This is a genomic window from Mycobacterium sp. shizuoka-1, assembly GCF_002723835.1.
Lineage (GTDB): Bacteria > Actinomycetota > Actinomycetes > Mycobacteriales > Mycobacteriaceae > Mycobacterium.
The window spans coordinates 40436-60854 of the sequence record NZ_BEWG01000087.1 but is presented as its reverse complement, the minus strand read 5'-3'; the positions used below and the strand labels follow the sequence as shown (position 1 = coordinate 60854).

Genomic DNA, 20419 nt, shown 5'->3' with positions numbered 1-20419 from the left:
CGGCTTTGTCGAGGATTTGAGCGCAGGCAGAGACGTTTCTGACGGATCTGTGACGCGGGAACTAACTGAATGACCGTTGAGGTTGATACGGGCATGGCGCACGACTATCACAAGAATCCGACCGCCGTGTCCGCGCTCTCCCCCGAGCAGTACCGGGTGACCCAGGAGAACGGAACCGAACGTCCCTTCACCGGTGAGTATTGGGACAACCATGAGCCGGGCATCTACGTCGACGTCGTCTCGGGCGAGCCGTTGTTCGCCTCGGTCGACAAGTTCGACAGCGGCTCCGGCTGGCCCAGTTTCACCAAGCCGATCGACACCACGAACGTCGTGACCAAACGGGACTTCAGTCACCTGATGGTTCGCACGGAGGTGCGGTCGGCCAACGGCGACAGCCACCTCGGGCACGTTTTCACAGACGGACCTCGCACCGAGGGAGGGTTGCGCTACTGCATCAACTCGGCTTCGCTGAAGTTCATCCACCTCGACGATCTCGAGGCGCAGGGGTACGGCGAGTACACAAAGCTCTTCAAGGAGGTACAGGCGTGAGCGACACCAAGACAGCGATCCTGGCGGGCGGTTGCTTCTGGGGCATGCAGGATCTGATCCGCAAGCAGCCCGGCGTGGTGTCCACCCGGGTCGGTTACACCGGCGGCCAGAACGACCACCCCACCTACCGCAACCACCCGGGTCACGCCGAGGCGATCGAGATCGAGTACGACCCGGCGCAGACCGATTTCCGCGCGCTGTTGGAGTTCTTCTTCCAGATCCACGATCCGAGCACGAAGAACCGGCAGGGCAACGATGTCGGCACCAGCTATCGCTCGGCGATCTTCTACCTCGACGACGAGCAGAAGCAGGTCGCGCTGGACACCATCGCCGACGTGGACGCGTCCGGATTGTGGCCGGGCAAGGTGGTCACCGAGGTGACCCCGGCATCCGATTTCTGGGAGGCCGAGCCCGAGCATCAGGACTACCTGCTGCACTACCCGAACGGCTATACCTGCCACTTCCCCCGGCCCGGCTGGAAGCTGCCCAAGCGCGCGCAGGTCTAGGGGCAGGGGCGGCCCGGCCGTCGCCGGGCCGCCGCCACCTCGACTAGGGTGGGAGCCGCCGATGCCGTCGGGGCGCAGTGCTGGCGTGGCGCACGATGATCGTTGGTCGCCCGCGCGCCGGGTGTGCTTGGAGGTTGCAATTCATGCGTTCTTTCGGAGCGGCCGTGGTTGCCGCGGTTACCGCGATGTCCTTGTCGCCTGGGCTGGCGGCGGCGGCGCCGAAGGACTACTGCGCCGACCTCAAGGGCGCCAACACGGGCAGCACATGTGTGATCGCGCTGTCGGACCCCGCCTACCGCGTCGACATCAGCATCCCGCTGGATTACCCCGACCAGAAGTCGGTCGCCGACTACATCGCCCAGACGCGTGACGCGTTCCTCAACACCGCCAAGTCCGGCACGCCGCAGAGCACGCCGTCCTCGTTGAGCATCACGCCGGCGGAGTACAGCTCGTCGATCCCGCCGCGTGGCACCCAGGCCGTGGTGTTCACGGTGACCCAGAACGTCGGCGCAGCGAGTCCGCAGACGACGTACAAGGCGTTCAACTGGGACCAGAGCTACCGCAAGGCGATCACCTACACCGCCGCACCCGACGACAAGCAGAACACGCCGCTGTGGCGGGTGGACGATCCGCTGAAGACCGTCGCGCCCATCGTGGCCGCCGAACTGCAGCAGCAGCTCGCACCACCACCACCGCCGCCTGCCGCGCCGACCCCGCAACCGGGACAGCCGGCCACCACAACCGCCACGACGACGACCACCACCACACCGCCGCCCCCGCCGCCGTTGCCCTTCGTGCCGGGCGCGCTGTACAACCCGGCCAACTACCAGAATTTCGCGGTCGTCAACGACGGGGTGATCTTCTTCTTCGACCAAGGCGTCGTGTTGCCCGCATCAGCCGGCGCGCTGCACGTGCTGGTGCCCCGCTCGGCGATCGATCCGATGATCGCCTGAACGTGCGCGGCGGTACGCGCCACGCCGGCAGCAGCGTGCAGTTCACGCACGCTGGCCGAGGAAGCCCTCAGTTCCGCCGGTAGACCACCACGCGGCCACCCCTCTTCGGGGTGAAGGCCACACCTCGGGAATGCCACTTCTCGCCGGGAGCGTCGGTGGTGGCGATGGTGAAGTGGCGCAACACTGTTCGCAGGACCAGATCCATTTCCATGTTGGCGAAGGCGGCGCCGATGCAGCGCCGGGTGCCGCCACCGAAAGGCACCCAGGCGAACGTGTTGGGCCTCGCGTCGAGGAAACGCTGCGGGTCGAACCGTTCCGGATCGGGGAAGATCTCCGGGTTCTCGTGCAGCTGGCACAGGCTGACCATCACCGAATAGCCCTGGGGCACCCGCCATTCGCCGAGTTCGTAGATCGGCGCCATGACGTGCCTGCCGGAGAAGTCGATCACTGTGCGGTTGCGCTGGACCTCGAAGATGGTGGCCTGCCGGTAGGTGTTGTCGTCGGTCTGCGCCTCGGCGGCCAGCCGGCGCAGCACCTCGGGATGCCGAGAGATCCGCTCAAACGCCCACGCCAGGGTGGAGGCGGTGGTCTCGTGCCCGGCGGCCAGCAGGGTCAGCAGTTCGTCGCCGATCTCGCGGCGGGTCATCTTCGAGCCGTCGTCGTAGCTGCTACGCAGGAACAGCGACAACACGTCGGTGCGATCCTCGAAGGCGGGGTCGCGCCGCGCCCGATCGACCAGGGTGTCGACCAGGCCCTCGTACTCGCGGCGGTACTCGGCCAGCTTTCCCCAAGGAGTCCAGGGCAATTGACGTTTCGGAGCGGGTAGCACCGCCAGCCGCGACCCCAGGGTGACCCACCGCGGTATGAGGTCACGCAGCCGTTCCAATTCGGCACCGTCGGCACCGAAGATCGCGCGCAGGATGATGTTGAGGGTGATGTGCATCATCGGTTCGAGCGTGGCGAACTCGGTTCCCTGCGGCCAGGTTTCGATCTCGCGGAGCGTCTCCTCCACGACGATCTGCTCGTAGGCCTTGATGCTCTTGCCGTGAAACGGCGGCGTCAGCAGCTTGCGGCGAACCCGATGTTCGACGCCGTCGAGGGCGAACACCGACCCCGGACCGAGCAGCCGGCTCAGGTTGGGCTGGATGTTGTACAGCACGTCCGGACTGGTGGTGAAGATCTGCTTGGTCAGCGCTGGATCCGAGACCACGACGGTGTTCCCGAACACCGGCACCCGCAGCGTGACGCTTCGTCCATAGCGTCGGGTCAGCCAGTCCGTGGTCGGACGCCGAGCCACCATGAACGCCGCCCGCAACAGCGCACTCGGCACCCCGGGAGTGGGCGGCAACTTCGGATCGGTGGCGATCGGCAGGTCGACGGCTGGCGCTTCGCTCATCAGTGAGGCCCTCTCCAACGCTGGCGTGGTACCGCGTTGTACCACGCAGTTGTGAGGTACGGTACCCTTCGGTACCAGGGCCTGACAAGGGCCCCGTCGGCGAGGGAAGGAGCCGGATGGCCACCACGGCTGTTCTGCAGGCCGCCGCCACGCGCACCGACGACTTCCGGCAGCGGCTGCTCGACGGACTGGCGGCCTCGATCGACGAGCGCGGCTACCGCGACAGCACCGTCGCCGACATCGTCCGGCACGCCCGCACCTCAAAGCGGACCTTCTACAGCGAGTTCGCCACCAAGGAGGACTGCTTCGCCGAGCTGCTGACCGCCAACAACGACGAAATCGTCGCCACCATCCAGGCCGCGGTCGACCCGCGGGCACCCTGGCGGGAGCAGGTTCATCAGGCCGTCGTCGCCTACGTGCACACCATCGAGGAGCGTCCGGCGATCACCCTGAGCTGGATCCGCGAACTGCCGGCACTGGGCGAATACGCCCGCCCCACGTTGCGCCGAGGGTTCGGCCGGTTTGCGACCATGATCGTCGAACTCAGCAGCAACGAGGGCTTCCGGGCGGCCGGCCTCGCGCCGATTTCGCACGCGGTGGCGGTGATCCTGGTCGGCGGCCTTCGCGAGCTGACGGCCCAGACCGTCGAGGACGGCAAGCCGGTCGCCGACATGATCGAGCCCATGCTGGCAGTGTCGCTGGCGCTGCTCGGCCCCGCCGCGGAAGCTACGGTTTGAGAACGACTTTGACCATGCCGTCGGTCTTCTTCTGAAAATCCTCGTAAGCCTGTGGCGCCGCGGTCAGTGGCAATCGGTGCGTGGCGAACGTATCCACCCCGAGCGGGTCACCGTCGGTGAGCAGCGGCAGGATGTCGGGAATCCAGCGCTTCACGTTGGCCTGGCCCATCCGGAGCTGAATCTGCTTGTCGAACAACACCATCATGTTGATCGGGTCGGCAGCGCCGCCGTACACACCCGACAGCGAGATCGTCCCCCCGCGGCGCACCAACGTGACCGCGGTGTGCAGCGCGGCCAACCGGTCCATCCCGGCGTTCCGCATCACCGCGCGGCCCACCGGTGACGGCAGATACCCCGCCGCGGTCTGTGCGAACTCGGCGACCGGCGACCCGTGGGCTTCCATCCCGACCGCATCGAGCACCGCGTCGGCGCCCCGACCGTCGGTCTGTTCCAGCACCCGCTCCACCAAGTCCGGATTGCGGAAATCGATCACGTCATCGCAGTACGGCCGCGCCCGCTCCAGCCGGTCGTGCACCAGATCGACGCCGATCACCCGGTGCCGGTTGCGGTGCGCGGCGATCCGAGCCGCCATCGACCCGATCGGGCCCAACCCCAGCACCACCAGCGTGCCGCCGTCGGGAACCTCGGCGTACTCCAGGCCCTGCCAGGCGGTCGGCAAGACGTCGGACAGGTAGACATACCGATCGTCAGGCCCGTCGTGTGGCACCTTGATATGGGTGTAGTTAGCCTGCGGCACCCGCAGGTACTCGGCCTGCCCGCCGGCCACCTCACCGTAGAGCTTGGAGTAGCCGAACAACGCGGCGCCGGTGCCCTGGTCCCGATTCTGCGTTGTCTCACATTGGCTTTGCAGGCCATGACCGCACATGTAGCAGTGCCCGCAGGAGATGTTGAACGGGATGACCACACGCTCGCCGACCGTGAGCTGATCCACTTGGTCGCCGACCTCCTCCACCACTCCCATCGCTTCGTGGCCGAGGATGTCACCCGGAGACATGAACGCGCCCAGCACTTCGTAGAGGTGCAGATCCGACCCGCAGATGTTGGTGCTGGTGACGCGGATGATGGCGTCGGTCGGTTCCTTGAGTTCGGGGTCTGCCACGGTGTCGACCGCGACGTGACGCCGGCCGTGCCAGGTGACTGCGCGCATGAGGTCCTCCTCGACTTGGGGGTCAACGCCCGCATGCCCGTTCGGCCTGTCCTCAAACCATCTGGGCCTCAAACACTTCGCGGAACCACGAAGGCGAACGGCCGGGGAAAGCCCAGCCCGGACAGCCGGGCACGGCGGATGTCGGCGATCGGAACATCCAGCACCTCACCGGCGGACGGTTCGTAACAGCGCAGTACGGTGCCGGCGATCTCGGTCAGCAGCACCCAGTGCCGGGGTAGCACCGCACCGATCAGCATCGCCACCGGCCAGCCGGCGGCCACGGCGTCACACACCTCGGCCAGCGGGTCACCGCAGCGCGCCGGTCGCCAGCGATAGCGCACCCCTCGAGAGGTGCTGTGCGCGGTCATTGCGCGGGCCACGCCGGCGGGTGTGGTTCCCAACGCGTGCGGCCACACCACGTTGACCGCGCGGTGCACTCGGACCTGCTCGGCGTCGAACCACGTTTGGGCGCGCTCGGATCGCAGCGCAGCACCGTAGTCGGCGTCCAGTAGCGCCCCGGCCAGCACCGCGACACTGGGGCCGCAGCTGACCCCGTCGTGCTGGCGCGGCCAGCTCACGACGGTGGGAAACCGCCGGTGGCCACCGGACCCCAGGTGTGCGGCGTCAGCCGGATCAGGCACTTACCCTGCGTGACCATCGCCTCGCGGTATTGCGCCCAGTCCGGATGCTCGCCGGCCACCGCCCGGTAGTAATCGACCAGTGGCCCGACGGCATCGGGCAGGTCGATCACCTCTGCGGGCCCGTCGATCTGCACATAAGGGCCGTCGAACTCGTCGGACAACACCACGACACTGGCTCGCCCGGTACGCCGGATGTTCACCGACTTGGCCCGGCGCGGGTAGCTCGCGATCACCAACCGGCCCAGTTCGTCGACCCCGCCGGTCACCGGCGAGCTCTGCAGGCTGCCGTCGGCACGGAATGTGGTGAGCACCATGCGGTGCCGCGGTCGTACGAAATCCAGCAGCTCGGCGAGCTCCACGGCGTCGGCTGTGGCGATCCTGGGCGACATATCGCCACTGTAGCCACCGGCGGCGCCGGCCCGGCGTACGTTTGTCACTGACCTCAGGAGGACCCATGGCCACCATGCGCGCCGAGCGCTTCTACGCGGACACCAAAACCATTGCCCTGGAGGATATTCCGATCCCAGAGCCGGGCGAGGGCGAGGTCCTGGTCAAGGTGGCGTTCTGCGGCATCTGCCATTCCGACCTCAGCCTGATCAACGGCACCTTCCCCGCTCAGCGCCCGGTGGTCACCCAGGGCCACGAAGCGTCGGGAACCATCGCCAAGCTCGGACCCGGCGTCACCGGCTGGTCCGAAGGTGACCGGGTGGTCGTGGCCGCCGGTCGCCCGTGTGGCCAGTGCGCCAACTGCCGCCGCGCCGACATGGCGAACTGCCTGCGCATTCAGCTGATGGCCTTCGCCTACGACGGCGCCTGGGCCGAGTACACCGTCGCCCAGGCCGCCGGGCTGACCCGGGTGCCCGACAACGTGCCGCTCGAACAGGCCGCGATCCTGGCCGACGCGGTGTCGACGCCGTTCGGCGCCGTCGTGCACACCGGCAAGGTCGCCGTCGGCGAATCGGTCGGGGTGTGGGGCGTGGGCGGCGTCGGCACCCACATCGTGCAACTGGCCCGGCTGGTGGGCGCGGTCCCGGTGATCGCCGTGGACATCAATCCGGCAGTCCGCGACCGGGCACTGGAACTCGGCGCCGACTACGCGCTCGACTCTCGCGACCCCGGCTTCGCCGACAAGCTCGCCGAGGCCACCGGCGGGCGTGGTCTCGATGTCGCCTTCGACGCGGTCGGACTCAAGGTCACCTTCGAGCAGGCGCTGAACTCGCTGACGGTCGGCGGCCGGCTGATCGGGGTGGGCATGAGCGCCGAGGCGCCGACCGTCGGACCGACGTCGATGTTCGGGCTGACGCAGCGCCAGGTGCTGGGCCACCTCGGCTACCACAACACCGACATCGAGACCCTGGCTCAGCTGGTCTCCCGCGGCCGGCTGGACCTGTCCCGATCGATCAGCCGGGTCATTCCGCTCGAAGACATCCACGACGGCATCCGCATCCTGGAGCACGCCGACGGCAATCCGATCCGGGTACTCGTCGCGCCCTGACAAAGTCGGTCTTTCATCGCGGCGCTGATGGAGTAAGGTCCTGAATCGGCTCCGGGAAGTCTGGTCGGAATTGTTGTCCGCAGTTCGCGCGGCGGCGGCCATTCGGCGCGCCGCGCACCCAGGAGAGGGCCGCCAGCGATGCCAGAGTCCGCCGTCATCACGGTGCGTGGGCTTACCTACACCTATCCGAAGTCGCCGGAGCCGACCATCCGCGGCATGGACTTCACGGTCGCCCGCGGCGAGATCTTCGGTTTCCTCGGCCCCAGCGGCGCCGGCAAATCCACCACCCAGAAGCTCCTGATCGGTCTCCTGCGCGGGCACGGCGGCACGGCCTTGGTGTGGGGGGAGGACCCCCAGGCGCGGGGGTCGGATTACTACCAACGCATCGGCGTCTCGTTCGAGCTCCCCAATCACTATCAGAGGCTCACCGGTCGGGAGAATCTGCAATTCTTCGCCTCGCTCTACAGCGGGTCCACTCGCGACCCGGCGGAACTGCTGGACGCGGTTGGGTTGCTCGACGCCGCGGACGTCCGGGTCGGCAAGTACTCCAAGGGAATGCAGATGCGCCTGACCTTCGCGCGGGCGCTCCTCAACGACCCCGAGCTGCTGTTCCTCGACGAGCCGACCTCGGGGCTCGACCCGGTCAACGCGCGCACGATCAAAGACATGATCCGCGACCTGAGGGCCGCGGGCCGCACCGTCTTCCTGACCACACACGACATGTCCACCGCCGACGAGTTGTGCGATCGGGTGGCGTTCGTCGTCGATGGCCGAATTGTCGCCCTGGACAAGCCTTCTGAGCTGAAGTTTGCCCGCAGCCAACGAGTGGTCCGGGTGGAGTACCGCAGCACGGACGGGGGCCTGGCCGACGCCGAATTCCCGATGGACAGCATCGTCGACGACCCGGCGTTCCACGCCGTGCTGCGGGACCATCACGTCGAGACCATCCACAGCCGGGAAGCCAGCCTGGACGACGTGTTCATCGAGATCACCGGTAGATCCCTGTCATGACGCGGCTCGCTCACGCCCTTCGGCTCGAATTGACACTGCAGGTACGGCAGCGGTTCCTGCACGCCGCCATCTTCTCGGGACTGATCTGGCTGGCCGTACTTCTGCCACTGTCACCCAAGCTTCGTCCGATCGTCGAGCCCTATGTCCTCCTCGGTGACATCTGTGTCATCGGATTCTTCTTCGTCGCCGGAACCGTGTTCTTCGAGAAGCAGGAACGCACGCTCAGTGCGCTCGTCGCGACGCCGTTGCGGTTTCACGAATATCTGACGGCCAAACTGGCTCCCCTCGTAGCGATTTCGCTCACGGTCGCCCTGCTGGTACCGATCCTCAGCCACGGCTTCGACTTCCGATGGATTCCGCTCATCGCCGGGACGGTGTTGGGAACACTCCTGATGCTGATGATCGGGTTCATCACCTCACTTCCGTTCTCATCGGTCAGCGATTGGTTTCTCGCTGCGACCGTGCCGCTTTCGGTGACGATGGTGCCGCCGGTGCTGTACTTCTCCGGGGTGTGGACCAACGGGCTGGCCTATCTCGTCCCCACTCAGGGCCCGATGTTGCTGTTCGGGGCCGCCTTCGACCAGGTGTCGCTTTCTGCTCCGCAGGTGTTCTACTGCCTGGCGTATCCGCTGGTGTGGTTGGCTGCGCTGGGGCGGGCGGCCGGGCTGTTGTTCACCCGATACGTGGTAGAGCGATCATGACAGTGCGTGCGTTGGCCGCACTCGGTGGCAACGATCTACGCGGCACCTACCGTGATCCCCTGCTCGTCATGATCGTTGTGGCCCCGGCGATCTGGACCACCGCGGTCGCGGTCTTGACACCTCATTTCACCGACTTGCTGGCACAGCGCCACGACTTCGATCTGGTGCCGTATTACCCCCTGCTGCTGACGGCGTTCCTGCTGCTGACCAGCGTCGTGGTCGTCGGCGGACTCGGGGCGTTCCTGGTACTGGACGAAATCGATGCCGACACATTGACCGCACTGAGGCTGACCCCCCTGCCACTGGGCACGTTCTTCGCCTATCGCGCGGCCACGGTCGTTGTGGTGACGACGGCTTATGTGATCGCAACGATGTCGTTCAGCGGGATACTGGAACCAGGGACCGTACCTGCACTCGTTCCGATCGGACTCCTGGCCGGACTATCGGCAGTGGTGACGCTGCTGCTCATTGTCAACCTGGCGGACAACAAGATCCAGGGCTTGGCGGCCTTGCGGGGACTGGGCATGCTCATCGCGGGACTGCCCTGTCTCCCGTGGTTCATCCACTCGAGGTGGAGCCTGGCCTTCGGTGTGCTGCCACCGTATTGGCCTGCCAAAGCGTTCTGGCTGGCCAGCAGCCACGCGACCTGGTGGCCATACCTGTTGGCGGGGTCGGCGTACCACCTGGTGATCATCGGGCTGCTCTTTCACCGCTTCATCGCCAGGAATTCTCGATGACAGATCCCGCCGCACGAACCGCACTCGGCCCGATGGTCGTGGTGGCCGCCGACCAGTACGAAGCCGCCCCGCTGGTGCACGACCCGTTGGCGGCGCGGCTGCTGCCGGCCCCGGGCCGATACGTGGCAGCGGCGACTCGCTGGTCACCGGTCCGCGGCGCGCTGAAGTCGGCGACCGAGCGCAAGATCCGCGGGGGTTGGTTGAATTTCCTCTGCCGCAAGCGCTACATCGACGATCAGTTGCGTGCGGCAATCGCCAACGGTGTCGAGGCCGTGGTGATCCTGGGCGCCGGCTACGACACCCGCGCCTACCGGCTGCCCGAACTGGTCGGGATCGACGTGTACGAAGTCGATCTGCCGGTGAACATCGCGGGCAAGGCCGCCGCTGTGCGTCGTGCGTTCGGCGCGATCCCGGACCACGTCACACTGGTACCCGTCGACTTCGAGACCGACGACCTTGCCTCTTCTCTGCGAGACAACGGTTTCGACGGGCGGCGGCAACGTACGTTCTACATCTGGGAAGCGGTCACCCAATACCTGACCGAGCCCGCCGTGCGCCGGACCTTCGAGTACTTCGCGTCGGCCGCGCCCTTCAGCGAGCTCGCCTTCACGTTCGTGCGGCGCGACTTCCTCGCCGGTGTGCGGACTTACGGCGCCGATCCGGCGCGGCGACGGTTCGTGGTCGACGACGCGTTGTGGCGCTTCGGATTGGACCCCGCCGATGTCGGCGCTTTTCTCGCGGAGTATGGCTGGACCGAGGTGGACCAGGTCGGCACCGCCGAATACGCGGCCCGCTACCTGCGTCCGGCCGGGCGCGACGGCGCGGTGTCGGAAATCGAGCGTGCGGTGTGCGCGGTGCGTGATCATGACTGATCGACCGTTCGACGCGAGAGAACGCGCGGCACTGTGCGACCTGTTCGACAGCCTCGGCCCAAACGCCCCCACCCTGCTGGACGGCTGGACCACCCGCACGCTCGCCGCGCATCTACTGCTGCGCGAACGGGACCCGCTGGCCGCCCCCGGCCTGGTCCTGCCTGGACCCGGCGCTCGCTTTGCCGAGCGGCGCACGGTGGCGATGGCACAACGTCACGAATTCAGCTGGTTGGTATCGCGTCTACGGTCCGGACCCCCGGTCGGTTTCTTCCGGCTCGGGTGGGTCCGGTCCTTCCCGAGCCTGAACGAATTCTTCGTCCACCATGAGGATGTCCGCCGCGCCAACGGTCATGGTCCCCGCGATGATCTCTCGCCGGACCTCGAGACGGCGCTGTGGCACAACGTCCGGCGCGGCGCCCGCTATCTGAGCCGCAGGCTGGGGGCCACCGGGCTGGACGTCGTCTGGCCGGCCACCGGACAGCGGATCGCGATCCGCACGGGCGAACACACCGCCGAGCTGAACGGCGCACCGGGCGAGCTGCTGCTGTACCTGTTCGGGCGGCAGGCCGCGGCAGCGGTGGCCGTGCACGGAGAGCCGGCGGCCGTGGCGTCCGTCCGGAGCACCCGCTTCGGCATGTGACCGAACAGTGTTCACCTCGCCGTCAGGCCGCCGCACGGCGCGACCCGCGCAAAGTGACTAAGCTGGCGCCTTTCCAGTGGTCGGCGGTCAGCCGATCCGCCGGATCTCCTGAACCAGAGGAGCGCGCATGTCCGCCGAAGCGCCGTCACCGGTCGCCCCGAAGGGCCAGCCTGGTCACATCCGGCTGACATCGCACCGTGGCGCCGACGACGCCCCGCCGATCCGGTGGGGTGCGGCGACTGCCGGTGAACGCGGACCGCTGATCGGTACCACCAGCACCCGCAGCCACCGTAATGTCATCGGCACCCATAGCGGCTCCTACAGCGTGTATCGCGCGCTGGCGGTCGCGGCCGGTGCCCTCTCGCGCGAGCACCGGGCGGATCTGACCAACACGTCCCCGACCGACACTATCGGCCCCTATCCCCAGTGGAGCCGCCCCGAGGCGATCGTCAGCCTGGACCCGTGGGGCGCCATGGTCGCCGACGCCTTCGCCGGCGACTTGGCCGCCGGCCAGGACATCCGGCCGACCATCGCGGTGACCAAAGCGCACGTGATTCTCCCGGAGATCGCCGAGGCGATCGGCAAGGGCCGGCTGGTGCCCGACGGCCGGGTCCTCCTGCCCAGCGGGGCGGCGCTGGTCACCAAGGCCGCGGTCGAGCCGGTCTGGTACCTGCCGGGTGTCGCCCAGCGATTCGGGTGCAGCGAGGCGCACCTGCGCCGGGTGTTGTTCGAGGAGACCGGTGGCATGTATCCCGAGCTGGTCACCCGCTCGGATCTGGACGTGTTCCTGCCACCCATCGGGGGACAGACCCTCTACATCTTCGGCGCGCCAAAGGATCTCGCCGACCCTGCGGTCGAGCTGACCGCACGGGTGCACGACGAGTGCAACGGCTCGGACGTGTTCGGATCCGATATCTGCACCTGCCGGCCGTACCTGACCCACGCGATCGAGGAATGCATCCTCGGTGCGCAGCGCGGCGGGGTGGGTCTGGTGGCCTACTCGCGCAAGGAGGGCCGTGCACTGGGCGAGGTGACCAAGTTCCTGGTCTACAACGCGCGTAAGCGCCAGCAGGGCGGCGACACCGCGGAGGCTTACTTCGCCCGAACCGAATGTGTTGCCGGCGTGCAGGATATGCGGTTCCAGGAGTTGATGCCCGATGTGTTGCATTGGTTGGGGATCCGCAAGATCCACCGCCTGGTGTCGATGAGCAACATGAAGTACGACGCCATCGTCGGCTCCGGTATCGAGGTGGGCGAGCGCGTCAACATCCCCGACGAACTGATTCCGCCCGATGCCCGCGTGGAGATCGACGCCAAGATGGCGGCCGGCTATTTCACTCCTGGACCGGTCCCCGACGCTGCAGAACTGAAGAAGGCCAAGGGCCGCGGACTGGAGGGTTGATGAGCTCGGCCATCGAGATCGACGTCGACAGTCCGGCGGGTGCAGCGGCGGCACTGCGTAGTACCCGCGCCGTGCGGGGGCGGGCACGGTTCTTGACCGAGCGGGCTCGCGCCGGGGAGTCGCCGTGGTTCACGGTGCACGCCGAAGCGCTGGAGCCGGCCGCGGCGCTGGTTGCCGAGGTGACGCGAAGCAATTACCCGGACCTGCAGATCCCCTTCCACAGCCGGTGGCGGCATTTCGAGGCCGCCGGCGTCGACCGCAGAACCGCCTTCCTCTCTGCTGCCGATCCACGGGCGCTGGTCGATCTGACCGTGGTCAGCGTGCTGCTCGATGCGGGCGCCGGAGCGTCGTGGTCGTACCGCGAACCCCGAACGGGTCTGCGGCTGAGCCGGTCGGAAGGCTTGGGGGTGGCCAGCTTTCACGCGTTCACCGCCGGACTGTTCTCCTCCGATCCGGCGGACCCGCTGCGCGTCGACGCTGCCGGCCTGGCCGGTCTGACAGCGGGTCGCCTCAGCGCGGCCTTTCAGAACGACGCAGCCAATCCATTGGTCGGGCTCGACGGCCGGCTGGCGATCTTGGGCAGGCTGGGTGTGACGCTGTCCGCCGCACCGCAGGCCTTCGGCGCCGACGGCCGGCCCGCCGGGCTGCTCGACACGGTGCCCAGGCAGGGCGGCAACACAGTCCGGGCGCACGACATCCTCACCACGATCCTGACCGCACTGGCCCCGATCTGGCCGAGCGGCAACATGATCGGCGAAGAGTCCCTCGGCGACTGCTGGCGACACCGGGCGCTGCGCGGGCCTGGACTCACGGCGGGCTGGATGCCGTTCCACAAACTGTCGCAGTGGCTCACCTATTCGCTGCTGGAGCCATTCGGCTGGGCCGGGATTGCGGTGACCGACCTTGACGAGCTGACCGGCTTACCCGAATACCGCAACGGCGGCCTGCTGCTCGATACCGGCGTGCTGAGACTGCGAGACGCCACCAGCAGTACCCGAAATGTCACCGCCGCAGATGAATTGGTGGTGGAGTGGCGCGCACTGACGGTGGCCCTGCTCGACGAGCTGGCGCCGCTGGTGCGCGAGCAGTTGGGTGTGGACGCCGAGCAGCTGCCCTTGGCGCGGGTCCTCGAGGGTGGCACCTGGGCTGCGGGCCGGCTACTGGCACAGCAGCTGCGCGGCGGACTGCCGCCGCTGTCCATCGCATCCGACGGCACGGTGTTCTGATGCGCGACGTGCACATCGTCGATCACCCTCTGGTACAGCACAAGCTGACCCTGATGCGGCGTGCGGAGACCTCGACCAACACGTTTCGTCGCCTCGCCAACGAAGTGGCCACGCTGCTCGCGTACGAGGTGCTGCGCGACACCCCGACCCAGGAGATCGAGGTCCGGACCCCGCTGGAGACGACGACCGGCAGCATCATCGACGGCAAGAAGTTGGTGTTCGTATCGATCCTGCGAGCCGGCACCGGAATCCTGGACGGCATGCTGACCGTCGTGCCGGGCGCCCGGGTCGGCCATATCGGGCTGTATCGGGACCCGAAAACGCTTGTCGCGGTCGAGTACTACTTCAAGATGCCGCACGACCTGCACGAGCGCGAGGTGGTCGTCGTCGACCCGATGCTCGCGACCGGCAATTCGGCGGTGGCCGCGGTGGACCGGCTCAAGGAGTTCGCGCCCCGCTCCATCAAGTTCGTCTGCCTGCTCACCTGTCCGGAGGGGGTGGCGGCGCTGCACGCCGTCCACCCGGAGGTGCCGATCTACACCGCGGCTCTGGATCGCGGACTCGACGACGAGGGTTATATCGTCCCGGGCCTCGGCGATGCGGGCGACCGGTTGTTCGGCACCAAGTAGCGCCTCGCAGGTCAGCTGGTGTAGTCGAGGGTGGTCATCATGCCGGCATCCATGTGATAGCCGTTATGGCAGTGCAGCATCCAGATGCCCGGATTGTCGGCGACCAGCTTGACCGCCACCGTCTGCATCGGTTTGACAATGACGGTGTCCTTCCGTGGCCCCGTGCTGCCATCGGGCTTGATCACCTCGAAGGTGTGCCCGTGCAGATGCATCGGATGCCACATCATGGTGGCGTTGGCAAAGGTCAGCGTCGCGTGCTGACCGGCACGGATGGTCAGCGGGACGGTCTGGTCGTAGGGCCGGCCATTGATCATCCAGTCGTAGTGCATCATCGTGCCCGACAATCGGGCCGCCAGGTCGAGATCGCTGCCCCCGGGGAGCCGGACGTCCGGCGTCGCGGTGAAGGTGTCGACCGTTCCGACGAGCCGGGTCAGCTCGGGGGGCCGGTACCCGGCACCGGGATCGGACCCCGCGGCCGTGGACAGCACCGCGCGGGCGACGGCGTTCTTACCCTCGGCGGCGGCGACCAGCGGAAAGACCCCGTCGCCTGCGGTCACGATGACGTCGTAGCGTTCTCCCATGCCTAGCAGGAGGGCATCGACTTCGGTGGGCACGACGGGGAAGCCGTCGGTATGGGTGACGGTCATCCGGTGCCCGGCCAGAGCGACCCGGAACGCGGTGTCGGCGCCGGCATTGATGATGCGGATGCGGATGCGCTGCCCCGGCTTTGCGCTGAATGTGCTTGCCGCGGTGGGAATTCGCCCGTTCACCAGGTAGTAGGGGTAGGCGACGTCACCGGCGTCGCCGCCGAGTAGCTCACTGCCTCCGGCACCGCCCATTCCCCGCATCGGGCCCATGCCCGGCATTCCGCCCATCGGGCCCATCCCGCCCATGCCCATCGACCGCAGGTTGTCGAAGATCTGTGGCGGGCTGTTGCCCACCCCGGACGTCCAGTCGTCGAGCATCACGATCCACTCGGCGTCATAACGCCCGGGTTCGGCGGGGTCGTCGATGATCACCGGGAGATACAGGCCGTAGTCGGTGTCCAGGCCGGTGTGCGGATGCGCCCAGTAGGTGCCGCCGTACGGGGAGGTGAATCGGTAGGTGAACCCTGCACCCGGCGCGATGTTGGGGGTGGCCGGGGAGGCCCCGTCCATGTCGTTGCGCAGCGCGATGCCGTGCCAGTGCACCGACGACGAGTGGTCCAGACCGTTGTCCACTGCGACGGCGAGCTCGTCGCCGATGTTCGCCCGGATCAGCGGCCCCGGAACCTGGTTGTTGTAGGCCAGGGTGTGGGCTACCACCCCGCCGAGGTCGATGTCGGCGGCCCCGGGCGTCAGGCGGGTGGTGACCGTCCTGCCGGAGTGCGGGCGCGCGGCCTCGACCGCCGCGATCGCGTCACCGGCGACTGTCCGGGGTGGCGCGTTGGGAGGCGTGGACCGCGCGCACCCCACCAGGCCGACGCCGCCGAGAAGGCCGGCCAGCAGGAAGCCGCGGCGGCTCAGGCCCGCGGCCGACGGTTGTCGACTCATCGTCGTTCCCGTGCCGATCCCGCCGCTACAGGGAGCCCAGGATCTGGTTCATCGTTTCGATCTCCGCACGCTGGCTGCTGGCGATCGATGTCGCCAACGCGACGGCATCTTTGAACTGGCCGTTCTTGATCTCGTTCTGCGCCATGGTGATGGCGCCCTGGTGATGCTCGATCATCTGGGTGAGGAACAGTCGGCTGGCCGCCACCCCCTGGGCGTTCTGCAGGGCCTGCATGTCAGCAGGCGACATCATGCCGTCCATGCCCGGCATGTCGTCCATACCGGGCATTCCCGGCATCATCGACCCGCTGGGCATCATCGGGGTGGACGGGGCAGCTGTCCCGGTGCCCGAACCGGGCATTCCGCCGTGGTCAGAGTGTCCGGGCATATCGTTCATGCCCGGCATACCCCACTGGTTGAGCCACCCCTGCATCTGCTGGATCTCCGGGCCCTGCGCCGCCTTGATCTGCTTGGCCAGGTCGACCACTCGCGGGTCGATCCCCTGCTTGCCCAGGACCATGTCGCTCATCTCGATCGCCTGCTGATGATGCGGGATCATCATGCGGGCGAACATCATGTCGGCCTGGTTGTGCGCCGCCGGGTCAGCAGCGGGGCTCGCGGACGACGAGTTCGCCGGGGACCGGGTCGCCTCTTGCGTGGTCGCCGAGTTGCTACATGCCCCGAGCACGGCCACCGTGGCCAATGCCGCCGCCGCGGTCGCCATCGTCTTGCGCGTGTTCATGTCGCCATCCTGTTCGTCGCACGGTTGGTCTACGGGATTCAGCTTTCGTCGCCTTGATAGGGCTGCTCTAGTCGTTCTGTGAAGATTCGATGAAGATCGCCCCTCGCCGAACGGCGTCAGATCGTCCACCCGGATCTCACCGGACGCGGTGACGAAAAGTTCGGGCCGAAGATCCGACGCCGGCTCAGTGCGCGCAGACGACAGCCACCAACACGGGAGCGACCGCGGTGAGGATGATGGTCGCGTTCAGTGCAATTCGGTGTCGCCACCGCCGGATCGGCCCGGCCTTCCGAGCGAGCCGAGTCACCCTTGCGACGACCGCGGTGTCGGCAGCGCCCAGTCGGGCATGCGTGGCAGGATTGCCGGCGAGGCAAACCAGGCTCTCGACCAAAGGCGTTGCCCCATAACGACGGACGGCCGCGTCGTCCGCGCACATCTCAAGCAAGCGCGACGCAGCCGATGCCCCGGCCGGGAACAGCCGTAATCGTGGAAGCGCCGCCGCCATGGCCCGCATGACTGTCAGCAGTTGGTGGTGGCGGCCACGTATGTGGGCCTCTTCATGGGCGAGAACAGTTGCCAGCTGCCTGCGGTTGAGGCTCTCGATCGCCGCGCTGGTGATGACGATCGCGGGCGGAGGCCCGGCAACGCAATAGGCTGCCGGGCGGTGGTCCGGTATCACGACCACATCGGGTCGGTCTGCCGGAACGCCGACCATGTAGGCGGTGCGCGCATGCTCCTCACTGAGCCTGCGCTGGTTGCGGATTTCGGCGGCGGTTCGCCGCACCACCACAATGGTCGCGGCGAGCGCCACCAGTGCCGTCAGGATGGTCGGAATCCGACCCGGATTCACCGTGGCACCGGACCACCCGAGCACATCGAGACAGAAGGCAACGGCCGTTCCGTCGGCGATAGCGGACGCCGCACCGACCGCCGCCGCACCGATCGCGCCAACCCAGGCGGCCAGCGCGGTGGCGATCGCGGTAAGCCAGGACGCGACGCCCAGGCGCGGCGCGAGACCGTGACAGGTGATGCGCTCCAATATCGGTGGGCACAGCCACGTCAGTCCTGCTGCATACAGCACCAGACAGGCGGCAACCGTCACCGACCTTGCCCTTCCGCCGTGAGCCGGCGCAGCGCAGCGGCCAGTTGGGCGGCTTCTGGCGGGCTCAATTGTTGTAGGAAGTGGGTGAGGACCACATCGCCGTCGCCACCCGTCTCGAAGGCCGAGCGCATCAGCCGGGCGGATCGTTCCTCACGCGTCATCGTCGGCCAGTACCGGTAGGCCTTGCCCGCGCGTTCGCGTTCCAACCACCGCTTGCGGTGCAGGTTGTCCATCGTCGACATGACGGTGGTGTAGGCGATGCGGCGATCGTCGACCAACTCGTCGAAAATCTCACGTACCGTCACCGGTTCCTGGTGACACCAGATGCGGTCCATCACGACCGCTTCCAGATCGCCAAACCCTCTCTGCTGCAACAGGCCTCCCGTAGGCATGTGGACCGGCCGTGACCAAATCGTTGCGGTCCGCAACTGCGACAAATGTTTCTTATGTGGCCATTGTGACATACGGTGCAACTACATACGTACCAACTACGTAGATTTGTCGGCCGATTCTCCCGGAGCCGACCCTTCCGGCGAAGGAGCACCCGATGCGTTCATCCACGATGGTCGCGGCGGCCATCGGTCGTTCAACAGCGATATGCGCGCTGGTGGCGGCGTTGTTGGTGGAAGCCGCCGCCCCGGCGGCCGCCACCCATTCCGGGGCGGACAACGCTCACGAGATTGGCGCACTGATCGCCCAGGTGGCCGAGGCCGAGCAGGAACTCGCGGATCTTGGGGGCCAGATCCAGAGAAGCCAGGAAGACGTCAACCGCGCGGTCGCGGAGGTTGAGACCCGGCGCCAAGTTGCCGCCCAGGCAGCGAACGAGGTCGCCGCCAGTCGCCGAAGCCTTGATGAGGCCGGCGCGGCAATTCTGCTCGCCCAAAAGCGTTTCGACGAGTTCGCCGCCAGGACGTACACCAACGGGCCGTCCGGCACGCTGATCGAGGCGGCGAACCCGCAAGACCTCATCGCGGCGGTCAGCACGAACCACACGTTGCAGGTCGCGTTCTCCCAGGCGCTGGCCGATCTCCAACGCGCCCGCATACAACAAGCCAACCGGCAGTCGACAGCTCGCGGTACCCAGCTCAGCGCCGATGCGGCCGCCGCCGACGAACAACGCAGCCTCGCGGCCGCCGCACGAACGTTGACCGACGCCCAGAATGCCTTCGGCGCCCAGCAGGAGCGCGTCAATCAGATTGTTGCCCAGCGTGATTCGGCGACGTCTCGATTGACACAAGCCCGCACCAAGCCAGGCGGGGCCGCCAGCTGGGACTTCGGCCCCGTCAACCGCGGGTGGGACACTGTCGTACCTGCCGTTCCCGCCGCCACCATCACTGGCGACCCGGTCGCGATCATCAACTACGTCTTGCAGGTGTCGTTCACATCTGCGCAAGTCACCGCCGACCTTGGCCGAAAGTTTCTCACCCAGGCGGGCATACTGCCGCCGGCCGCCGCTTCCGCCGACTCGGGTATCACCAACGGGCGGATCCCCTACGCCAACGGCCGGCAGGCATCCGAATACGTGATCCGGCGTGCCATGTCCCAAATCGGGGTGCCCTATTCATGGGGCGGCGGAACGGCGGCCGGCCCGTCTCGTGGCATCGATTCGGGAGCCGGCACGGTCGGATTCGATTGTTCCGGACTGATGCTCTACGCATTCGCCGGCGTTGGTATCAAGCTCCCCCACTATTCGGGCTCGCAATACAACGCCGGCCGTAAGATCCCCGTCGCGCAGATGCGCCGGGGCGACCTCCTCTTCTGGGGCCCCGCCGCCAGTCAGCACGAAGCGCTGTATCTCGGCGATGGCATGATGCTCGAGGCCCAGCAGACCGGTGTACCCGTCAAGATCTCTCCCGTGCGCACCAGTGGCATGGCGCCGTATGCCACCCGCCTCATTGAATATTGAGCGGCCGCATGCCCAGCCAGCCTGGCGATCGGCGCCCTCTGGTAGTGGCGGCCATCCTCGTCGTCATCGGTGCGGCGGTGGTCGCCGTCGCGATCGGGACCGGTACGCTGCGCCTGCGGATTTCAGGAGACTCCCAGCCGGCCGCCGAGCAGTCTGCGCAGCGGCGGTGCGAGGACAACGTGCTCGAGCGGCTGATCACGCCATCGTCGGCCCGCCTCTCCGACATTCAGACGGTGTCGAGTTCTCTCGATACCGAGGGGCGTGACCTCTTCTCCCTCACCCTCGAAGAGCCGCTCAAGGGCGTCGATGTCGCTCGCATCACCGTGTTCGATGTCACCGGGATAGTTCACTCGCTCAACGAATTCGGCTCTCCCATGCAGGATCACTTCTCTTGTCGCGCCTACTTCGTCGACGGTTCACTCGCCCACACCCTGGTGCTTTTCGATCATCCCCATTGAGCGCCGCCAAGATGGGTGG

23 protein-coding genes are annotated in these 20419 nt (G+C 67.2%); 15 read left to right on the top strand and 8 right to left on the bottom strand.

The genetic code is table 11. The annotated features are described in order from the left end of the window. The first annotated feature begins 93 nt into the window (after positions 1 to 93). The 3 genes from msrB to MSZK_RS23430 all read left to right on the top strand — a co-directional run bounded on the left by msrB (position 94) and on the right by MSZK_RS23430 (position 2008). Positions 94 to 549, top strand: a complete 456-nt coding sequence (gene msrB / locus MSZK_RS23440) for a peptide-methionine (R)-S-oxide reductase MsrB (RefSeq protein ID WP_099250935.1) — start codon at positions 94 to 96, stop codon at positions 547 to 549. After that, entirely contained in the window at positions 546 to 1055 is a 510-nt protein-coding gene (gene msrA, locus MSZK_RS23435) for a peptide-methionine (S)-S-oxide reductase MsrA (RefSeq protein ID WP_099250934.1), read from the top strand. The genes msrB and msrA overlap by 4 nt, the downstream gene beginning before the upstream one ends. A gap of 143 nt (positions 1056 to 1198) precedes the next feature. Then, complete coding sequence (locus MSZK_RS23430) at positions 1199 to 2008, top strand: RsiV family protein (protein ID WP_099250959.1); 810 nt, start codon at positions 1199 to 1201, stop codon at positions 2006 to 2008. Between the two features lie 67 nt (positions 2009 to 2075). Here the strand turns inward: MSZK_RS23430 and MSZK_RS23425 are convergent, their stop codons facing one another. After that, positions 2076 to 3404, bottom strand: coding sequence for a cytochrome P450 (locus tag MSZK_RS23425; protein WP_099250933.1), 1329 nt, complete (start codon positions 3402 to 3404; stop codon positions 2076 to 2078). Between the two features lie 116 nt (positions 3405 to 3520). On the opposite strand from MSZK_RS23425, the gene MSZK_RS23420 reads away from it, so the two are divergent. Beyond that, complete coding sequence (locus tag MSZK_RS23420; RefSeq protein WP_099250932.1) at positions 3521 to 4141, top strand: TetR/AcrR family transcriptional regulator; 621 nt, start codon at positions 3521 to 3523, stop codon at positions 4139 to 4141. Here MSZK_RS23420 and MSZK_RS23415 read toward each other — a convergent pair. The 3 genes from MSZK_RS23415 to MSZK_RS23405 form a co-directional block, all read right to left on the bottom strand. Further along, on the bottom strand, positions 4131 to 5309 hold the full coding sequence (locus tag MSZK_RS23415; protein WP_099250931.1) for an alcohol dehydrogenase catalytic domain-containing protein: 1179 nt from the start codon (positions 5307 to 5309) through the stop codon (positions 4131 to 4133). The two genes, MSZK_RS23420 and MSZK_RS23415, sit on opposite strands and share 11 nt — an antisense overlap. A gap of 68 nt (positions 5310 to 5377) precedes the next feature. Beyond that, positions 5378 to 5887: a hypothetical protein gene (locus MSZK_RS23410; RefSeq protein ID WP_099250930.1), complete on the bottom strand. Its 510-nt coding sequence runs from the start codon at positions 5885 to 5887 to the stop codon at positions 5378 to 5380. Next, the gene (locus MSZK_RS23405) at positions 5884 to 6339 is read right to left on the bottom strand and encodes a PPOX class F420-dependent oxidoreductase (RefSeq protein ID WP_099250929.1); all 456 of its coding nucleotides are present in this window, start codon (positions 6337 to 6339) and stop codon (positions 5884 to 5886) included. Before MSZK_RS23405 ends, MSZK_RS23410 begins: the two co-directional genes overlap by 4 nt. 65 nt (positions 6340 to 6404) lie before the next feature. Between MSZK_RS23405 and MSZK_RS23400 the strand changes: the two genes are divergently transcribed. The 9 genes from MSZK_RS23400 (at position 6405) to upp (ending at position 14663) form a co-directional block, all read left to right on the top strand. After that, positions 6405 to 7445, top strand: a complete 1041-nt coding sequence (locus MSZK_RS23400) for a zinc-binding dehydrogenase (RefSeq protein WP_099250928.1) — start codon at positions 6405 to 6407, stop codon at positions 7443 to 7445. Positions 7446 to 7583: 138 nt separating this feature from the next. After that, complete coding sequence (locus MSZK_RS23395; RefSeq protein ID WP_099250927.1) at positions 7584 to 8456, top strand: ABC transporter ATP-binding protein; 873 nt, start codon at positions 7584 to 7586, stop codon at positions 8454 to 8456. Next, the gene (locus MSZK_RS23390) at positions 8453 to 9157 is read left to right on the top strand and encodes a fluoroquinolone transporter permease (RefSeq protein ID WP_099250926.1); all 705 of its coding nucleotides are present in this window, start codon (positions 8453 to 8455) and stop codon (positions 9155 to 9157) included. Before MSZK_RS23395 ends, MSZK_RS23390 begins: the two co-directional genes overlap by 4 nt. Next, positions 9154 to 9894 (top strand): fluoroquinolone transporter permease, encoded by a 741-nt coding sequence (locus MSZK_RS23385; RefSeq protein WP_099250925.1) that lies wholly within the window; start codon positions 9154 to 9156, stop codon positions 9892 to 9894. Before MSZK_RS23390 ends, MSZK_RS23385 begins: the two co-directional genes overlap by 4 nt. After that, positions 9891 to 10766 carry an SAM-dependent methyltransferase gene (locus tag MSZK_RS23380; RefSeq protein WP_099250924.1) on the top strand — a complete coding sequence of 292 codons (876 nt, stop codon included), beginning with the start codon at positions 9891 to 9893 and terminating at the stop codon, positions 10764 to 10766. The genes MSZK_RS23385 and MSZK_RS23380 overlap by 4 nt, the downstream gene beginning before the upstream one ends. Further along, on the top strand, positions 10759 to 11406 hold the full coding sequence (locus tag MSZK_RS23375; RefSeq protein WP_099250923.1) for a TIGR03085 family metal-binding protein: 648 nt from the start codon (positions 10759 to 10761) through the stop codon (positions 11404 to 11406). Before MSZK_RS23380 ends, MSZK_RS23375 begins: the two co-directional genes overlap by 8 nt. A gap of 127 nt (positions 11407 to 11533) precedes the next feature. Continuing rightward, a complete protein-coding gene (locus MSZK_RS23370; RefSeq protein WP_099250922.1) occupies positions 11534 to 12808 on the top strand; it encodes a GTP cyclohydrolase II in 1275 nt (424 codons plus the stop codon). Next, a complete protein-coding gene (locus MSZK_RS23365; RefSeq protein WP_199203453.1) occupies positions 12808 to 14034 on the top strand; it encodes a URC4/urg3 family protein in 1227 nt (408 codons plus the stop codon). The genes MSZK_RS23370 and MSZK_RS23365 overlap by 1 nt, the downstream gene beginning before the upstream one ends. Then, on the top strand, positions 14034 to 14663 hold the full coding sequence (gene upp / locus MSZK_RS23360) for a uracil phosphoribosyltransferase (RefSeq protein WP_099250921.1): 630 nt from the start codon (positions 14034 to 14036) through the stop codon (positions 14661 to 14663). The genes MSZK_RS23365 and upp overlap by 1 nt, the downstream gene beginning before the upstream one ends. Positions 14664 to 14674: 11 nt before the next feature. Here the strand turns inward: upp and MSZK_RS23355 are convergent, their stop codons facing one another. The 4 genes from MSZK_RS23355 to MSZK_RS23340 all read right to left on the bottom strand — a co-directional run bounded on the left by MSZK_RS23355 (position 14675) and on the right by MSZK_RS23340 (position 18410). Next, positions 14675 to 16195, bottom strand: a complete 1521-nt coding sequence (locus MSZK_RS23355) for a multicopper oxidase family protein (RefSeq protein ID WP_099250920.1) — start codon at positions 16193 to 16195, stop codon at positions 14675 to 14677. Positions 16196 to 16220: 25 nt separating this feature from the next. Continuing rightward, positions 16221 to 16934 (bottom strand): DUF305 domain-containing protein, encoded by a 714-nt coding sequence (locus MSZK_RS23350; RefSeq protein WP_099250919.1) that lies wholly within the window; start codon positions 16932 to 16934, stop codon positions 16221 to 16223. Between the two features lie 184 nt (positions 16935 to 17118). Continuing rightward, positions 17119 to 18036, bottom strand: coding sequence for a M56 family metallopeptidase (locus MSZK_RS23345; RefSeq protein ID WP_142389989.1), 918 nt, complete (start codon positions 18034 to 18036; stop codon positions 17119 to 17121). After that, complete coding sequence (locus tag MSZK_RS23340; RefSeq protein WP_099250917.1) at positions 18033 to 18410, bottom strand: BlaI/MecI/CopY family transcriptional regulator; 378 nt, start codon at positions 18408 to 18410, stop codon at positions 18033 to 18035. Before MSZK_RS23340 ends, MSZK_RS23345 begins: the two co-directional genes overlap by 4 nt. A gap of 173 nt (positions 18411 to 18583) precedes the next feature. On the opposite strand from MSZK_RS23340, the gene MSZK_RS23335 reads away from it, so the two are divergent. Both MSZK_RS23335 and MSZK_RS23330 read left to right on the top strand, forming a co-directional pair. Next, the gene (locus MSZK_RS23335; protein WP_142389988.1) at positions 18584 to 19942 is read left to right on the top strand and encodes an NlpC/P60 family protein; all 1359 of its coding nucleotides are present in this window, start codon (positions 18584 to 18586) and stop codon (positions 19940 to 19942) included. 44 nt (positions 19943 to 19986) lie between these two features. After that, positions 19987 to 20400: a hypothetical protein gene (locus MSZK_RS23330; RefSeq protein WP_233211477.1), complete on the top strand. Its 414-nt coding sequence runs from the start codon at positions 19987 to 19989 to the stop codon at positions 20398 to 20400. Positions 20401 to 20419 lie beyond the last annotated feature (19 nt).

What these genes read in the sequence shown, in the direction of transcription:
- msrB (WP_099250935.1), top strand. Translation starts at nt 94, where the DNA reads ATGGCGCACGACTATCACAAGAATCCGACCGCCGTGTCCGCGCTCTCC.
- MSZK_RS23430 (WP_099250959.1), top strand. Translation starts at nt 1,199, where the DNA reads ATGCGTTCTTTCGGAGCGGCCGTGGTTGCCGCGGTTACCGCGATGTCC.
- MSZK_RS23425 (WP_099250933.1), bottom strand. Translation starts at nt 3,404, where the DNA reads ATGAGCGAAGCGCCAGCCGTCGACCTGCCGATCGCCACCGATCCGAAG.
- MSZK_RS23420 (WP_099250932.1), top strand. Translation starts at nt 3,521, where the DNA reads ATGGCCACCACGGCTGTTCTGCAGGCCGCCGCCACGCGCACCGACGAC.
- MSZK_RS23415 (WP_099250931.1), bottom strand. Translation starts at nt 5,309, where the DNA reads ATGCGCGCAGTCACCTGGCACGGCCGGCGTCACGTCGCGGTCGACACC.
- MSZK_RS23405 (WP_099250929.1), bottom strand. Translation starts at nt 6,339, where the DNA reads ATGTCGCCCAGGATCGCCACAGCCGACGCCGTGGAGCTCGCCGAGCTG.
- MSZK_RS23400 (WP_099250928.1), top strand. Translation starts at nt 6,405, where the DNA reads ATGGCCACCATGCGCGCCGAGCGCTTCTACGCGGACACCAAAACCATT.
- MSZK_RS23395 (WP_099250927.1), top strand. Translation starts at nt 7,584, where the DNA reads ATGCCAGAGTCCGCCGTCATCACGGTGCGTGGGCTTACCTACACCTAT.
- MSZK_RS23390 (WP_099250926.1), top strand. Translation starts at nt 8,453, where the DNA reads ATGACGCGGCTCGCTCACGCCCTTCGGCTCGAATTGACACTGCAGGTA.
- MSZK_RS23385 (WP_099250925.1), top strand. Translation starts at nt 9,154, where the DNA reads ATGACAGTGCGTGCGTTGGCCGCACTCGGTGGCAACGATCTACGCGGC.
- MSZK_RS23380 (WP_099250924.1), top strand. Translation starts at nt 9,891, where the DNA reads ATGACAGATCCCGCCGCACGAACCGCACTCGGCCCGATGGTCGTGGTG.
- MSZK_RS23375 (WP_099250923.1), top strand. Translation starts at nt 10,759, where the DNA reads ATGACTGATCGACCGTTCGACGCGAGAGAACGCGCGGCACTGTGCGAC.
- MSZK_RS23370 (WP_099250922.1), top strand. Translation starts at nt 11,534, where the DNA reads ATGTCCGCCGAAGCGCCGTCACCGGTCGCCCCGAAGGGCCAGCCTGGT.
- MSZK_RS23365 (WP_199203453.1), top strand. Translation starts at nt 12,808, where the DNA reads ATGAGCTCGGCCATCGAGATCGACGTCGACAGTCCGGCGGGTGCAGCG.
- upp (WP_099250921.1), top strand. Translation starts at nt 14,034, where the DNA reads ATGCGCGACGTGCACATCGTCGATCACCCTCTGGTACAGCACAAGCTG.
- MSZK_RS23355 (WP_099250920.1), bottom strand. Translation starts at nt 16,195, where the DNA reads ATGAGTCGACAACCGTCGGCCGCGGGCCTGAGCCGCCGCGGCTTCCTG.
- MSZK_RS23350 (WP_099250919.1), bottom strand. Translation starts at nt 16,934, where the DNA reads ATGAACACGCGCAAGACGATGGCGACCGCGGCGGCGGCATTGGCCACG.
- MSZK_RS23335 (WP_142389988.1), top strand. Translation starts at nt 18,584, where the DNA reads ATGCGTTCATCCACGATGGTCGCGGCGGCCATCGGTCGTTCAACAGCG.